This window comes from Streptomyces sp. NPDC054786, assembly GCF_053611685.1.
Window position 1 is genome coordinate 41227 of the sequence record NZ_JBSHAW010000029.1, and the last position, 14224, is coordinate 55450.

At 69.7% G+C, this 14224-nt stretch carries 13 protein-coding genes, 1 tRNA gene and 2 pseudogenes; 5 read left to right on the top strand and 11 right to left on the bottom strand.

Annotated features, from left to right (window positions below):
- Window positions 1-52: 52 nt before the first annotated feature.
- From ACWGI6_RS24155 to ACWGI6_RS24170, 4 genes and pseudogenes are all read right to left on the bottom strand, one after another.
- On the bottom strand, window positions 53-862 hold the full coding sequence (locus tag ACWGI6_RS24155; RefSeq protein WP_453269449.1) for a MerR family transcriptional regulator: 810 nt from the start codon (window positions 860-862) through the stop codon (window positions 53-55).
- Window positions 855-1400 (bottom strand): VOC family protein, encoded by a 546-nt coding sequence (locus ACWGI6_RS24160; protein WP_453269450.1) that lies wholly within the window; start codon window positions 1398-1400, stop codon window positions 855-857. Before ACWGI6_RS24160 ends, ACWGI6_RS24155 begins: the two co-directional genes overlap by 8 nt.
- Before the next feature lie 90 nt (window positions 1401-1490).
- Window positions 1491-1631, bottom strand: a pseudogene (locus ACWGI6_RS24165) (IS5/IS1182 family transposase); the annotation flags it as partial.
- A gap of 81 nt (window positions 1632-1712) precedes the next feature.
- A complete protein-coding gene (locus ACWGI6_RS24170; protein ID WP_453269451.1) occupies window positions 1713-2645 on the bottom strand; it encodes an alpha/beta fold hydrolase in 933 nt (310 codons plus the stop codon).
- Window positions 2646-2971: 326 nt separating this feature from the next.
- Here ACWGI6_RS24170 and ACWGI6_RS24175 point away from each other — a divergent pair, with 326 nt between their 5' ends.
- The gene (locus ACWGI6_RS24175; RefSeq protein WP_453269510.1) at window positions 2972-3397 is read left to right on the top strand and encodes a MarR family transcriptional regulator; all 426 of its coding nucleotides are present in this window, start codon (window positions 2972-2974) and stop codon (window positions 3395-3397) included.
- A 91-nt stretch (window positions 3398-3488) separates the two neighbouring features.
- Here the strand turns inward: ACWGI6_RS24175 and ACWGI6_RS24180 are convergent, their stop codons facing one another.
- The 5 genes and pseudogenes from ACWGI6_RS24180 to ACWGI6_RS24200 form a co-directional block, all read right to left on the bottom strand.
- Window positions 3489-4271 carry an ABC transporter ATP-binding protein gene (locus ACWGI6_RS24180; protein WP_453269511.1) on the bottom strand — a complete coding sequence of 261 codons (783 nt, stop codon included), beginning with the start codon at window positions 4269-4271 and terminating at the stop codon, window positions 3489-3491.
- Window positions 4272-4543: 272 nt separating this feature from the next.
- Complete coding sequence (locus tag ACWGI6_RS24185) at window positions 4544-5029, bottom strand: HD domain-containing protein (protein WP_453269452.1); 486 nt, start codon at window positions 5027-5029, stop codon at window positions 4544-4546.
- Between the two features lie 42 nt (window positions 5030-5071).
- Window positions 5072-6526: a penicillin-binding transpeptidase domain-containing protein gene (locus ACWGI6_RS24190; RefSeq protein WP_453269453.1), complete on the bottom strand. Its 1455-nt coding sequence runs from the start codon at window positions 6524-6526 to the stop codon at window positions 5072-5074.
- 347 nt (window positions 6527-6873) lie between these two features.
- Window positions 6874-8220 (bottom strand): annotated as a pseudogene (locus ACWGI6_RS24195) (FtsW/RodA/SpoVE family cell cycle protein); the annotation flags it as partial.
- A gap of 159 nt (window positions 8221-8379) precedes the next feature.
- Window positions 8380-8502, bottom strand: coding sequence for a hypothetical protein (locus tag ACWGI6_RS24200; protein ID WP_453269454.1), 123 nt, complete (start codon window positions 8500-8502; stop codon window positions 8380-8382).
- 95 nt (window positions 8503-8597) lie between these two features.
- On the opposite strand from ACWGI6_RS24200, the gene ACWGI6_RS24205 reads away from it, so the two are divergent.
- Complete coding sequence (locus ACWGI6_RS24205) at window positions 8598-9110, top strand: DUF6624 domain-containing protein (protein WP_453269455.1); 513 nt, start codon at window positions 8598-8600, stop codon at window positions 9108-9110.
- A 132-nt stretch (window positions 9111-9242) separates the two neighbouring features.
- On the opposite strand, the gene ACWGI6_RS24210 is transcribed toward ACWGI6_RS24205, so the two are convergent.
- Complete coding sequence (locus ACWGI6_RS24210) at window positions 9243-9614, bottom strand: hypothetical protein (RefSeq protein ID WP_453269456.1); 372 nt, start codon at window positions 9612-9614, stop codon at window positions 9243-9245.
- 780 nt (window positions 9615-10394) lie between these two features.
- Between ACWGI6_RS24210 and ACWGI6_RS24215 the strand changes: the two genes are divergently transcribed.
- Both ACWGI6_RS24215 and ACWGI6_RS24220 read left to right on the top strand, forming a co-directional pair.
- On the top strand, window positions 10395-10763 hold the full coding sequence (locus tag ACWGI6_RS24215) for a nuclear transport factor 2 family protein (protein WP_453269457.1): 369 nt from the start codon (window positions 10395-10397) through the stop codon (window positions 10761-10763).
- Between the two features lie 382 nt (window positions 10764-11145).
- Complete coding sequence (locus ACWGI6_RS24220; RefSeq protein ID WP_453269458.1) at window positions 11146-12390, top strand: cytochrome P450; 1245 nt, start codon at window positions 11146-11148, stop codon at window positions 12388-12390.
- A 908-nt stretch (window positions 12391-13298) separates the two neighbouring features.
- On the opposite strand, the gene ACWGI6_RS24225 is transcribed toward ACWGI6_RS24220, so the two are convergent.
- Window positions 13299-13370: transfer RNA gene (locus ACWGI6_RS24225), tRNA-Arg, on the bottom strand.
- Window positions 13371-13603: 233 nt separating this feature from the next.
- Between ACWGI6_RS24225 and ACWGI6_RS24230 the strand changes: the two genes are divergently transcribed.
- The gene (locus ACWGI6_RS24230; protein WP_453269459.1) at window positions 13604-14116 is read left to right on the top strand and encodes a response regulator; all 513 of its coding nucleotides are present in this window, start codon (window positions 13604-13606) and stop codon (window positions 14114-14116) included.
- Window positions 14117-14224: the final 108 nt, after the last annotated feature.

Genomic DNA, 14224 nt, shown 5'->3' on the forward strand with positions numbered 1-14224 from the left:
GGACGGTTAGGCGTGAGTTGCAGTGAGTGACGAGCATTTCCGCATTACGGGGTCACTGCCAGGTGGCTGTCTCCGGGTCGATCCCGTGAGTGCGAGCGCACTCGTCGATGCTTTGCCGAAACCAGGAGGCCAGCCCGACCCGGATTCCGTCGTAGTGGGAGGAGAAGCCGGGGTCGGACTCGAACATTCTTCCCAGACACACCTGCATCTGTCGCGTGAGCGGGAAGAAGTTGGAAAATACTTCGCGGTGGCGTTCGACGAGTGCATTCGCTTCTGGGCCGCCCGGAATGACACCCTGATCGAGTGCGTTGCCCAGATCGAGCTGCAACGTGGACATCGCCGCGGAGAGCGACTGCCATTGCTCCCGCGTGCGAGAAGCGGACCGCTCGGCGAACTGCGCCCATTGCGCAGAATCCCCCCACACAGTGCGGGCCTGCCGGGATCGATGGGCGTCCCAGTCCGCCCCGAAGATCTCCGACTGCGCTTCATCGTTGAGGAGGATGCCCCGCTCGTGAGCCTCGGTCATCCGTTCCAGGCGCTCGTCGAGCTGCTGCAGGTCCTGGATGCGCTCGGCGAGCTGGGCACGCTGCTCACGCAAGGTAGCGCCGATCTCCGTTGTCGCGTCATCGAGAACCTCACGCACCGCGTCCAGTCCGAGACCAGCCTCCCGGTATGCGACGACGCGATGCAGCCGTTGCAGGTCCGCGTCGGTGTACTGGCGATAGCCGGCGGTGGTGCGCACGGACGGCGACGCCAAGCCGATCTCGTCCCAATGATGAAGCGTGCGGACGGTCACCCCCACCAGCTCAGCGGCCGCGCCCACCGTGACACCGTCACGGATGTCGCGCCCGCGTTCAACCATGGACACCATTGTGACCCCCCTCCGCCGATCCCGGGGCGACGATTCCGACCGAGGCGAGATCACGCGCTTCTTCGCTGTCAGGATCGAACTCCTGCGCCGCGGTGAACACGACCCGCGCACCCTCGGGGGTGGTCACCTCGACGTCGCGAGTACGCCACGGCGTATCCCGCGGCCCGGTCACGCTGCCCGGCACGAGATCCGAACACGCCTCGACGAGGGGCTCGACCTCGCTCAGCACGCACAAGAAACTCACGCTCATCGCCGACACTTCGGACGGCACGGCACCGGCCGCCGCAGGAACGAGCAGGACATCCTGGAACGCCCACCGGCGCAGGTGGACCACCTGCCCCGGGACGCTGAACAGTTCGATAAAGCCGAACCCTCGCACCCAGAAATCCGTCGACGCCGCCAAGTCCGACGTCGGAACCGTCACGAACACCGGCATCGCGTAGATGCCGCGGAACACCTCTGGCGCAACCGCCTTCGGTCCGCGCTCGGATACGGGGCCCATCTCGAATGCGTTGAAGAAATCACTCATGCCGTTTACCGTCCCCCCTCACGCAACGTGAGGGTCAAGCCCACTCCGTGAACCGACGACGTCAAACAATGAAAGCTTGCCAACTTGATCTCAGCCGGTCTGGATCAGCACCGTCACGGCCTTGACCAGCGCGGTCGCTCGACTCGGGCAGCTACGGATCCTACGGAGGATCTTCCAGGTCTTGAGCTGGGCGTTCGCTCGTTCTCCCGGTCCGCGCCGGCGTGCGTGGGCCGCGTCTTCCGGGTCGGGGCCGGGGAGGCGGGCCTTGGCCCGCCCGGCCCGTCACGTTCCGTCGAGTCCCGTCAAGCCCCTTCAGGAGGCCGGGCCTTCAGGAGGCCGGGCATCCAGGAAGTCGAGCACCCGGTGGCCCAGCTCTTCGGCGTGCTCGTACGGCAGGGAGTGGTGACCGACGCCCGCAAGGGTTTCGATCCGTACACCCGGCGTCCGTTCGGCCCGTACGGCGACCCGGCGCAGGTCGTGTGCCCGGCTGCGCTCCGCCAGCAGCACCAGGGTCGGCACCGCCGCTCCGCCGAGCCGGGCGACGTCCGGGCGCGGCCCCGTGACCACCTTCGCGCCGCGGAACTCGGCGGCGCCCAGGCCCATCAGCCGCACCAGCTCGGGAGCGGGCGGCGCACCCCGCGTCTCCCATGCCAGGAAGCGCCGGGTGCTCCGCTCGCCGGGCCGGACGAACAGCGGCAGCGCACGCAGCAGGTACGACGGCCGGTACCCGGCAAAACACTGGGTCGGATCGAGCAGCACCAGCCGCTCCACCCGTCCCCGCGTTCTTGAGGAGCCGGCGGGACTCGTACCGGCCGTGTGCACCGCATAACCGAGCGCGAGCCAGCCGCCGTACGAGTGCCCGAGCAGCGCCGCCGACTCCAGGCCGAGCCCGCTGAGCACGCCGTCCAGCCAGGCGAACAGATCCTCCGGCCGCCGCAGCGCCCGCCCGGAGTGCACGCTGAGACCCGGTGCGCCGATCTGGTCCACGGCGTACACCCGGTGCGTACGGGCCGGCGCGGCGACATGGGCGTACCAGACGGCCGAGGTCGTGCCGCCGCCGTGCAGCAGTACCAGGGGCGGACCGGCGGGCGGCCCGCAGACGTTGACCCGGGTGCTGCCGAACTCCGATGCCAGATCGAGCCGTTCCACCGGAACCGGCCAGAGCGCCATGGCCTGCTCATAGGCGTCACGAAAGGCGGGGGAGGGGCCGTGCGCGGGGGAGTGCGGCGAGGGGGCGGCTGTCATGGTGCACCTCCGGGACGAGGAGAAGCGACGAATCGAGGCGCATCCGCATCACCTCGTTCGGCAAGTATCTCGCTGAGCGAGGTAATAATGCAGGAGTCCGGGAAAGTGCGTCATGGGCGCTGGAGGGGACGTCATGAGGCCGGGGGGAACGTCATGAGCCCGGGAGGGAGTGTCATGGGCCCGGCTGAGAACGTCACGAGCCCGTAGAGAAGCGGCATGAACCCGGGAAAGAGAGGCGACGACGTATGACTAAGCGGGCTAAGCGGGCGAAACGACAAGGGCCGGATGAACCGGTGCAACCGGAGGAGCTCGTGGAACCGGAAGGGATGGACCTGGTCCATCTGCTGCGTGAGGTGACCTTGCGACTCGACCTCGCAGGAGCGCAGTTCGCGGGCCGTAACGGCCTGCATCCCACCGATCTCCGGGCCCTGATCAGCCTGCTGGACGCGGCCCGCGCCGGCGCCGAGTCGACGCCCGGCCGGCTCGGCGAGCGGCTGGGGCTGAACTCCGCCGGCACCACGGCGCTGATCGACCGCCTGGAGCGACTCGGTCTGCTCCGCCGGGTCCGCGACACCCGCGACCGGCGCCGCGTCCTGCTGGAGGTCGACGAGCGCGCGGTCGCTCTGGGCCAGTCGTTCTTCGGCCCGCTGATCGACCGCACGATCGGCCTGCTCGCCACCTTCGAGGCCGGGGAACAGGCGGCGATCCGGCGGTTCCTGAGCGGAGTGCGGGACACGGTCGGGGAGGGGTAGGGCGTCCGCCGGGATTTTCCGCGGCACATCCGTCGGTGCTGCCGTTCAGGGAGCCGCGATGCGGTGCGGTGCGCGGCGGTGCGGGCGGGCCCTACCGCTTACCGGACCGGGCCAGCCACCGCCCCTCGTGCCGGGACACCTCGATCGGACGGCCGAAGCACGCGGTCATCCGCTCCGCGGTCAGCACTTCGTCCACCGGGCCGCGCGCCTGCACCCGGCCGTCGCGCAGCAGCAGGGCGTGGCCGATGGACGGGGACAGCTCCTCCAGATGATGGGTGACCGTCACGGTCGCCAACTCCGGCCGCCCCAGGGCCAGCCGGTGCAGCGCATCGATCAGATCCTCGCGGGAGGGCAGATCGAGCGCATTGAACGGCTCGTCGAGCAGCAGCAGCCGGGGGTCGGCCATCAGCGCGCGGGCGATCAGGATCCTGGCCCGCTGGCCACCCGAGCACACCCCGAACGGCCGCTCCGCCAGCTCCTTGCAGTCCAGTTCGGAGAGCAGCTCATGGGCGCGCTCACGGGTGGCCTCGTCGTACCTGCGCCACAACGGCTGCACGGTGCCGGTCGCGCCGGTCAGGACGACCGTGTGGCCCGTCGCGTCCTGCGGAACCTTCTGCGCGCCGGAGACCAGTCCGATGACGGCGCGCAGCTCGCGGACGTCCACCGCGCCGAGCCGGTGCCCGAGCACCTCGACGGTGCCGACGGTGGGGAACATCAGCGCCCCGACGAGACGCAGGATGGTGGTCTTGCCGGCGCCGTTGGCACCGAGCAGCGCCCAGTGCTCACCGGACCGCACGCTCCAGTCGATGGCGTCGAGGATGACCTGGCCGGTGGTGTACCGGCGGACGCCTACGCCCTCCAGGGCGGCGATCACGCGGGCCGCCTCGGGGGCCGGATGCGGAACGGTGTGTGCCGGGGACGGTGCGGAGGCCAAGGACTCCCGGGACCGCGGAGGCTGCGTAGGGCTCATCGCCGCAGACTAGCTGCGTACGACACCTTTCTGCGGAGGTGTCCGATGTGCGGACCCTGGCGGCAGGCGGCAGGCGGCAGGCGGCAGGCGGCAGGCGGCAGGCGGCAGGCGGCAGGCGGCAGGCGGCAGGCGGCAGGCGGCAGGCGGCAGGCGGCGGACCGGGGCCCCGGCGGCCGTTACGGACCGGACAGCCCCAACAGCTCCCGCACCCGCGCGTACTTCGCGGTCAGCCGCTCCCGCGTCGGCGCCTCCAGCACGGCCAGCCGCTCCGGATCGGCGTTGTGCGCGAGATCGGACTCCTTGACCAGCAGCGCCCCGGGCGTGGCCAGAATGCGCGCGGTGTACTCCTCGACCGGCTCATCCACCCGCTTGGTGACGGCCAGGATCATCGCCTTGGTCGTCTCGCCCAGCGCCGCACCGGCCAGCCACTCCCGGCTCAGCGCCTCGTCCTCGACCGCGTCGTGCAGCCAGGCCGCGGCGATCTGCTCATCGCTGCCGCCCCGCTCGCGTACCCCCGTCGCGACCGCGGCCAGATGCTCGGTATACGGGCGGCCCGCCTTGTCGGTCTGTCCCGAGTGCGCGCGCCGGGCCAGCGCCTCCACCTCGGCCAGGGACAACAGCGGGGGCGGAGCAGGTTCCATGGACGGGATCGCATCAGCCATACGGCCATTGTGACGCCAGGACCGGTCACCTGGCGAAACGCCTCAGCCCAGCGCCGCCGCCATCACCGCCCGTGCGATCGGCGCCGCGCTCCCCCCGCCGCTGATGTCCGCACGGTCGGCGGCCGCGTCCTCGACCACCACGGCCACGGCCACGGCCGGCTCGTAACTGCCCTTCTCCCTTGCCCAGGAGATGAACCAGGCATACGGCGTGCCCTCGTTGTGCACACCGTGCTGCGCGGTACCGGTCTTGCCGCCGACCGTGACGCCCTTGATCGCGGCGTTCCGCCCGCTGCCGTGCTCGACGACGTCGACCATCATCTCCTGGAGCTGCTGAGCCGTGACCGGACCGGTCACCTGGCGAGTGGGGCGGGGCGGACCGCCCGCGATCATGACACCCCGGGCATCGGTCACCTTGTCGACGAGCGACGGCGACGTCAGCTGGCCCCCGTTGGCGACCGCCGCCGCGACCATCGCCATCTGCAGCGGTGTGGCGGCGGTGTCGTACTGCCCGATGGCGGACAGCGCGACCTGCGAGGCGTCCATCCGGGTATCGAAGTTGCTCGGCGCGACGGCCGAGGGGATACGCAGCCGACGGTCGTTGAAGCCGAACCTCCGGGCCGTATCGACCATGCCGTGCAGCCCGGTCGCCGCACCCAGCCGCGCGAAGACGGTGTTGCACGACGCCCGGAAGGCGTCCTTGAGCGGCGCGTCCTCGCAGCCCTTCGCGGCATTGCCGAGCTCGGTGTCGGTGCCGGGCAGGGGATAGGGATCGGGCGAGTCGGTCGGGGCGTCGATATCGGTGACCTTGCCGCTCTCCAGGGCGGCCGCCGCGGTGACGACCTTGAAGGTGGAGCCGGGCGGATAGGTCTGGCGCAGGGCCCGGTTGAGCATCGGCTGCTGCTCGGCACCGTTCAGCCGGCGCCAGGCCGCGCTGACCGAGGCGCCGTTGCCGGACAGCTCGCCCGGGTCGTACGAGGGCGTGCTGACCAGCGCCAGGATCCGCCCGGTACCTGGTTCGATCGCGGCCACCGCACCCTTCTTGCCCCCGAGCCCGTCGAACGCGGCGTGCTGCACCCGGGGGTTGATGGTGGTGTGGACGCTGCCGCCCCGCCGGTGGGCGTGGGTCAGCCGGTCCCACCACGGGAAGGTGGCGAGCCGGTCGTCGGCGCCGGACAGCACGCCGTCCTCGGCGCTCTCCAGCAGGGAGGTCCCGTAGGTCTGCGAGGAGTAGCCGGTGACCGGCGCATACAGCGGCCCCTCGGTGTAGGTGCGCTCGTAGCGCAGCCGTCCCCCGCTGTCCCGGGAACCGGTGACGGGACGGCCGGCGACCAGCACGGCACCGCGCGGCTGCGCGTAACGGACGATCGGCGCCCGGCGGTTGGCCGGACTGGCGCGGTAGCTCTCCGCCTCGAAGACCTGCACCCGGGCGGCGTTGACCAGCAGCGCAACGAGGAGGAGGAAGGAAAAGGCGGCGGTGAGGCGAATACAGCGGATCAATGGCCGGCCTCCGGGGAGGGCGCGTCATCGAGGGGAGCCGGTGGCGGGGCGGCCGGCTCGCCACCCTGCGCGCGAGGCCTGCGCTGTGCCTCGGTCAGGCTCTGCGCCTCCGGTGCCGGGGGCTTGGCCGGCTTCATGAAACCGACCACCCAGCTCCCGGCCCCGAGCCCCGTGCCCGTTCCGGGAAGATTCGCTGCACTGCTCCTGCCGTCGTTCGCGCCCCCACTCCGGGCAGCGTTCGCCGCACCGCTCCTGGCCTCGTCCGCCGCCTCGCCCCCCGTGGGGCGCCCGGCAGCCCTCCCCGCCGTACCGGTCCTCTTCCCACCACTGCCCGCACCGCCGGTCCCCTCCGCACGTGGCATCCGCGCCCGATTGCTGATCCGCAGCAGCAGCGCGACGATGATCCAGTTCGTGACGACGGACGACCCGCCCTGCGCGAGGAACGGCATCGCCATCCCCGTCAGCGGAATCAGCCCCATCACCCCGCCCGCGATCACGAAGACCTGGATCGCGGGCAGCGCCGCGAGGCCGACGGCCAGCAGGCTGCCGAACGGGTCCCGCAAGGCGACCGCGGCACGGTAACCGCAGGCAACCAGCAGTGCGTACAGCAGAAACAGCGCGGTCAGCCCGGCCAGCCCCAGCTCCTCGCCATAGGTGGCCAGGATGAAATCGGACTTCATGGCGAAGCCGATCAGGGACGAGTGGCCCTGGCCGAGGCCGGTGCCGAACGTCCCGCCGGCGGCGAACGCGAACAGCGACTGGGCGAGCTGGCCGGGCCCCTTGCCCGCCGCGATGCCGGCGAACGGATGCTGCCAGTCCTCGACCCGGCTGTGCACATGCGGCTCCAGCGTGCCGACGGCAGCCGCCCCGATGCCCGCCAGGATCAGCCCGACCGCGATCCAGCCGGTCCGCCCGGTGGCCACGTACAACAGGACGACGAAGATCCCGAAGAAGAGCAGCGAGGTGCCCAGATCGCGTTCGAGCACCAGCACCGCGACGCTGATCAGCCAGATCGCGACGACCGGCGCCAGCACCCGGCCGGTCGGGACCCGTAGCCGCCACATCCGGCGCCCGGTGTGCGCCAGCGCGCCGCGGTTGGCGGCAAGGTAGCCCGCGAAGAAGACGGTGATCAGAACCTTGGCGAACTCGCCCGGCTGAATGGAAAATCCGGCGATACGGATCCAGATCTTCGCCCCGTTGATGGCGGGGAAGAGGATCGGCGCCGCCATGAGCACCAGCGCGAGCGCCGCACAGACATAGGCGTACCGCTGCAGCATGCGGTGGTCGGGCAGCAGCACCACCACCGCGGTGAACAGCGCGACACCCACGGTCGACCACATCAGCTGGGTGGGTGCGGCGTGATCGCCGGGCGTCTCCTGGTCGAGGCGGAAGATCAGCACCAGCCCGAGCCCGTTGAGCAGCACCGCGGTGGGCAGCAGCAGCGGATCGGCGTACGGGGCGCGGAAGCGGACGGCGAGATGCGCGAGCAGCGCGAGCCCGCCGAGCCCCGCGCCGTAGCGGACCGCACCACCCGGCAGGGCATGCCACCTGGCCAGACCCACGACGACATATCCGCACACGCTGATGAGGACGGCGCCTACGAGGAGGGCCAGTTCGACGCCGCGTCGTTTCGGCAGTGACGGCAAGGGTGGGGGAGTGTCCGCCGGGCGCGCGGTGGCCGCCGCCCTTGCCATTGCCGTCATGCCTGGCAACGTAGCAAGCGACGGCCGCTATTTCCGTTATGTCGGATACGACGTTCGGGGCGTCCGTGCCTCCCGTATGCCGTATCCGGCGACGCCATCCCGTACGGGCGAAGACCGGCGGGCGCAAGCCCGCAACGGTGCAACGGAGATTCAGGAGACGGTCACCACCGCAGCCGTCCCGCCGTGGCCGAGGAAAAGGACACCGGGCCGGAATCCGGCCGGAATCCGGAAGAGGGCGGAACTGTTTTCGGCGTAGATCCAGTATCGCCGCACACCGCCCTCCCTGTCACCGTTCTTCGGAATGATCTTCGTGGCGACAGCAGCCCCTAGCGTGGTGGGCCGGAGCCGGCACAGTTCATGGAGTGAGCGTGACAAACGACAGCAGCACGGCGGCGTTGGCGGCGGAACTCATCCGCATGGCCGAGGCGGACCGGGAAACCTCCCCCGGTGCGAACAGCGAGAGCCCCGAGGAGCAATTGGCCTGGCGCCGCCTCACCGCCCGGCACAGTGACCGGCTCGACGAGATCATGGACGAGTACGGCTGGCCGACGGCGGAACTGGTCGGTGACGATGCCGCACGCGGTGCATGGCTGATCGCGCAGCACGCCGACCGCCGGGTCGATGTGCAGCGGCGTGCGCTCCGGCTCATGGAACAGGCGGTGGAGGCAGGCGCCGCAAGCCCTCGCGAGCTGGCCTTCCTGCGCGACCGGACGCTGGTGAACGAGGGCCGCCGGCAGATCTACGGCACCCAGATCGCCGGGATCAAGGAGGGCGCTCCCGTCCCGTGGCCCTGCGAAGACCCCGAGCGCATGGACGCCCTGCGGATTGAGGTGGGCATCGAGCCCTTCGACGAGTACGTCGCCAAGTTTGCGACGCCCTGAGGCGCGGTGGCCGAGGAGCCTCCAGGGGATCACGCCCGCGCCCCGTACCCGCTCCTGCTCGCTGCTCGGACGCCGCCGGGCCCGCTCCCCCGGACAAGGCTCCAGGGGACCGGGAACGCGCTCAGCCCCGCCTCAACACCAGCGCGGATCCTCCCCGTCGTTCACGATGTCGCGCGCGGAGGACCAGACGTACGAGGCATCGCCGAGCTTGTACCAGACCGGGTTGCCCTCGATGTTCTCCCCCTTGACCCTGCAGACGATCCCCACCACGGTCCCGTACTCCTTCGAACCGACCACGCGGTATTGGGTGTTCGGGCCCATGCGCAACACCAGCCCCTCCTCGGCGACGACATGACCCTCGTATGCGGCGAAGTTGTTGCTGCTGTTGCCGTCACCGTCGTCGTACGCCAGAGCGGGGCCGGCCACGACGACTCCGGCCAGCAGACCAGAAAGAGCACAAAGAGCGAAAAAGCCGAACTTGCCGGACTTCGACTGCGGAAACATGCGCTTCCTCCTGCGAAGGGGAGAATTCCAGGGGATTCCCTGAGGGGTGAGGTGAGCGAAGCTGCCGGGCGTCACCTGACGGACGGGCCGGGGCCTGCGCCCCGCCGGTGCGCTGCCTGTCGCACCCTTCCCTGGCCGCGAGTGCGGCTTCCCTCCACCGCGCTGCCCTCTCGCACCGCGCCGGGCCTTGCCGCTCACCTCGCTCCCTTCTCACGCTAGAGAGACCCCGCAGAGTCCGCAACTCATCACAATCCGTGACGGGTCGAGTCGACGGGCCCCGCCCCTCCGACCCGCGGCGCCATCACGGGGTACCGGAGCCACTCCACCCTCAACTCGACTCCGAATAACCGCCATTGACGCACTAGCCCATCGGTGCACCGGCTCATCGGTGCGCCGTTGCGGGCGCATCGGCTCCTCGACGGACCGCCTTGCCTGCCCCCCGCCCCATCGACGGGCCGGCTCCTCGACGGACCGGATTGCCTGCGTCATGACTCATCGGCGCAATGGTCCGTCGGCCATCGCCCCCCACCACACCGCCCGCCCCTGTGCCCGGTCACCCCCACCACCCCCGCCATCGCACCGTGCGGTGACCCGAACACCCAGCCGCCCACACCATCGGGCGACATGCCCCCATGGCGCCGGGAAAGCCACCCCCACGACGAGCCGCACCAACCCACCACCCCCGCAACTCGATCACGCCCGCAACTCGACGCCCCACCCCGCAACCCCGCCGCGCGCAACCGATGACCGGCCTCCCCGAAATGCGCTTGGCTGCTCTCCATGCCTACCGACGAAATCCCCGCCGCCCAGGCGGAGCTGCTCCGCCGCATGTACGAGATCTTCAACACTCGGCGCGTCGATGACTTCACCCGCGCCGCATTCCACCCGGACGTCGACTGGCCGAACGTCCGGGAAGGCAAGCGACTGCACGGCATCGACGACGTGCTGGCCTACTGGAAGGGCCAGTTCGCCGTCGCCCATCCCCTCGTACGCATCGAGGGAATGGCCGCCGAGCCGGACGGCCGGGTCGCCGTCCATGTGCGCCACGGCCTGCGGGACGCGAACGGCGACCACTGGTCCGACGGAACCGTCGATCACCTCTACACCTTCCGCGAGGGCAAGGTGGCGCACATGGAAGTGCGGGGGTGACGGGCGGGCGCGGCGGTGATCATGACTAAGGGGAGAATCAGGGGCGTCCCAGGGGCCGCTCGGGGTCGTTCCGGGTTGTTCCGTGAACGCGCCCAATGGCACTTTGTAAACTCGTCCTGACCGAATAGAAGAAGAAGGCCGAGGCCGAGCTCGTCACGCCGATGCGGACGACCGAAGACATCGGTCAATGGCATGGACCTGTGCCATGACCACCGTAAGCGAGGGGCTATGGCGTACGTCACACCCGTGCACGCCGAGCGGGGGTTCCGTGGTGTCCCGGCCGCCTTGGGCTGCGGAGCGCGCGTGACCGTCCCCCTCGACGAAAGGCAGTATTAGCGTCATGACGACTCTCCGTTCCCGGATCATCGCCTGGGCCGGCCGCATGTATCTGACGAGAACACAGAAGAAAGGCTTCGACCTGTCTCGAATGTCTTTCTTGCCCGAGTCCGTCCTGATGCCATTGCGGCGCGACGGGCTGAACCCCGTGGGCGATTTGGCGGCCGTCCGGGAGCGGGAGCCTGTCAGCAAGCTTCCGGTGCCGATAGCCGCCAACGTCTGGCTGGTCACCGGCTACGACGAGGTCAAGGCGGTACTGGGAAAGGCCAATGCCTTCAGTTCGGACTTCACCAACCTCGTCGGCAAGGCCGGCGCCGGTGCCGAACAGAATCCCGGCGGGCTCGGATTCGCCGACCCGCCGGTGCACACCGGTCTCCGCCGCCTCCTGACGCCCGAATTCACCATGCGCCGGCTCGGCAGGCTCACCCCCCGTATCCACGAGATCGTCGAGGAACGCCTCGACGCCATGGAAGAGGCGGGCAAAAACGGCGAGCCGGTCGACATCGTCCACTCTTTTGCCCTTCCCATCCCGTCGCTCGTCATTTGCGAACTCCTCGGCGTTCCTTACGAGGACCGCGGAGACTTCGAACGCCTCAGCGCTGCCCGATTCGACCTTTTCAGCGGTGCAAACGCCTCCTTCGGCGCCATATCCGAATCACTTTCCTATTTCCGGGACATCGTCAAGAAACAGCGCGAAAATCCGGGCGACGGACTGCTCGGCATGATCGTGAAGGAACACGGCGACTCGGTCAGCGACGAAGAGCTGGCGGGCCTCGCCGATGGCGTCCTGACAGGCGGTTTCGAAACCACCGCCAGCATGCTGGCCCTCGGCGCCCTGGTCCTCCTCCAGGACCCCAAGCACTTCGCCGCGCTCCACGACGGCGATGACGTCGTGGACCGCTACGTCGAGGAACTCCTCCGCTACTTGACCGTCGTGCAGGTCGCCTTCCCGCGTTTCGCCCGCGAGGACCTGGAAATCGGTGGCGTCCAGATCGCCTCCGGAGATGTGGTGCTGTGCTCACTGAGCGGTGCGGACCGGGACGGCAAACTGGGCCCGGAAATGGAACAGTTCGACCCCACCCGCAACGTCCCTTCGCACCTGGCTTTCGGCTACGGAATCCACCGCTGCGTAGGCGCCGAGTTGGCCCGAATGGAACTCCGTGCCGCCTACCCGGCCTTGGTACGCCGTTTCCCCCACATGCGCCTCGCCGCCAAACCCGAGGACCTGGAATTCCGCAAACTCTCGATCGTCTACGGAATCGAATCCTTGCCGGTACGACTGAACGGCTGACCAAAACCCCCACTCCGCCCCTCCTCTGACCGGGCACTTGGCCGATGGGCCGGGTGCCCGGTCTTTGCTTTCGCCCGTCGGAGACCCGCCGAAGGACGCGGCACGCGGCGGCCCCCAAGGGCCGCACGACAAGACACCTGCGACGCCTTCCGTGTCCCGACACTGCCGTGCGGACGTACACCCTCCAGTCGCGGGCGCAGCAACCGTCATCTCACCTCCCCCTGACCGCAGCACGTAGGCACGAGACCATGACGGCCGGCGGTACCACCTCGGGAGGGGACACACGTGCACACTCACCCGGGCCGAGGAACCGGCCGAGAAGGTGGCGCAGTTGTGGCCCGGTCCCGCTCAATGGGTCTGCCTGGCCGACGCCGTACGCGAGCAACTCCCGCCGAGGCCCTGCCTGTCTACCTCCGCGCCACCACCCCGCTGAAGTGGCAGACCGGCGATCCCGCCTACGTACGTATGACACAGAACTCCTGCTCTCGGCCCGTGCCTGCCTACGTGCGGGCGACCGGAGCACGGGCCAGCCCGTCGGTCCGCCTCCGAGGGCAATCCCGGCCCATACCGTCTTCCCGGACGACGGCCGTGGTTCGGTGCCCAACGGACGGCGAGGGTCTCGACGATCAGCAGACCGTGTCCGCGCTCGTCCGTCGGCCGAGACACGGGCGCCGACGCGCGAAGCCGCTCGCCACGACAGTCGGAGACCGCGATACGGAGCGTGGCGGGCGCGGTTCGGGACGCCGGGTGGGTGGCCGTCGAGCTGACCGCCAGGGCCAGGAGGAAATCCCGGCCGACCCCGCACCTGGAGCCGTGAACGCAGAAGCAGCAGAACCAGAGGGCGAACGCGAAAAGACCCTCTCCCAGTTTTCACTGTACAGAGGGTCTTTCAGGCACTTCCTGCGAAGTGCCCCCGGCAGGATTCGAACCTGCGCACACGGCTCCGGAGGCCGTTGCTCTATCCCCTGAGCTACGGGGGCGTTGCCGACTGTGTTCTCGTGGCGACGGGTAGAACCCTACCAGCTCTGATGGGGTGTTCATGAACAGGTTTCGTGGGAGGCGGGGGAGGGGTTGGCGCCGAGGTGGCCTGGGCCGTAGCGCATGCGAGGGGCGCCGCGGTGGGGGTCGGGGAAAGGTCCCTCACACGGGGGCGGAAGTGGGGAAAACCGGGACGCAGTCACAGGGGGAGTCCTAGTCTCATGGTGTGCCTGGCTTGTCCGGTCGGATCCTTGTTGTCGACGATAACAAGGTGATCCGGCAGTTGATCAGGGTCAATCTCGAGCTGGAGGGCTTCGAGGTCGTGACCGCGGCTGATGGTGCCGAATGTCTGGATGTTGTGCACCACGTGAGACCTGATGTCGTGACCCTTGATGTCGTGATGCCGCGGCTCAACGGTCTGCACACCGCGGCGCGGTTGCGTTCCGATCCGCGGACATGGGACATCCCGATCGCCATCGTCAGTGCGTGTACGCAGGGCGAGGTGGACAACGGCGAGTCGGTGGGGGTGGACGCGTTTCTTGCGAAGCCGTTCGAGCCGACGGAGCTGGTACGAACCGTGGGGAAGCTGGTGCGCGAGAGGCGCCAGCGGGAGCGTGGGCCCGAGGGTGGGGCTGAGGAAGAGGACGGGGAGAGCGACGGGGGCGGGGGTGCGGCCGAGCGTGGTGCTGCGTCCGGTGGGGTCGCGACGTCCGGTGGGGTCGGCATGGTGGATGCGGGCGGGGAGTAGCGGGGAGTAGGGGAGCGGGGCGGCGGCAGCGGCCCTGAGCCAGGGGTGTGGGCCGGGGGATGGGCGAGGCTCGTGGGTTCCCGGCGCTCTGCCGGTGGGGTGAGCCGG

Bases quoted from the DNA above. Each gene is read 5' to 3' on its own strand.
- ACWGI6_RS24155 (WP_453269449.1), bottom strand. From the start codon at position 862: ATGGTTGAACGCGGGCGCGACATCCGTGACGGTGTCACGGTGGGCGCG.
- ACWGI6_RS24160 (WP_453269450.1), bottom strand. From the start codon at position 1,400: ATGAGTGATTTCTTCAACGCATTCGAGATGGGCCCCGTATCCGAGCGC.
- ACWGI6_RS24170 (WP_453269451.1), bottom strand. From the start codon at position 2,645: ATGACAGCCGCCCCCTCGCCGCACTCCCCCGCGCACGGCCCCTCCCCC.
- ACWGI6_RS24175 (WP_453269510.1), top strand. From the start codon at position 2,972: ATGGACCTGGTCCATCTGCTGCGTGAGGTGACCTTGCGACTCGACCTC.
- ACWGI6_RS24185 (WP_453269452.1), bottom strand. From the start codon at position 5,029: ATGGCTGATGCGATCCCGTCCATGGAACCTGCTCCGCCCCCGCTGTTG.
- ACWGI6_RS24210 (WP_453269456.1), bottom strand. From the start codon at position 9,614: ATGTTTCCGCAGTCGAAGTCCGGCAAGTTCGGCTTTTTCGCTCTTTGT.
- ACWGI6_RS24215 (WP_453269457.1), top strand. From the start codon at position 10,395: ATGCCTACCGACGAAATCCCCGCCGCCCAGGCGGAGCTGCTCCGCCGC.
- ACWGI6_RS24220 (WP_453269458.1), top strand. From the start codon at position 11,146: ATGTATCTGACGAGAACACAGAAGAAAGGCTTCGACCTGTCTCGAATG.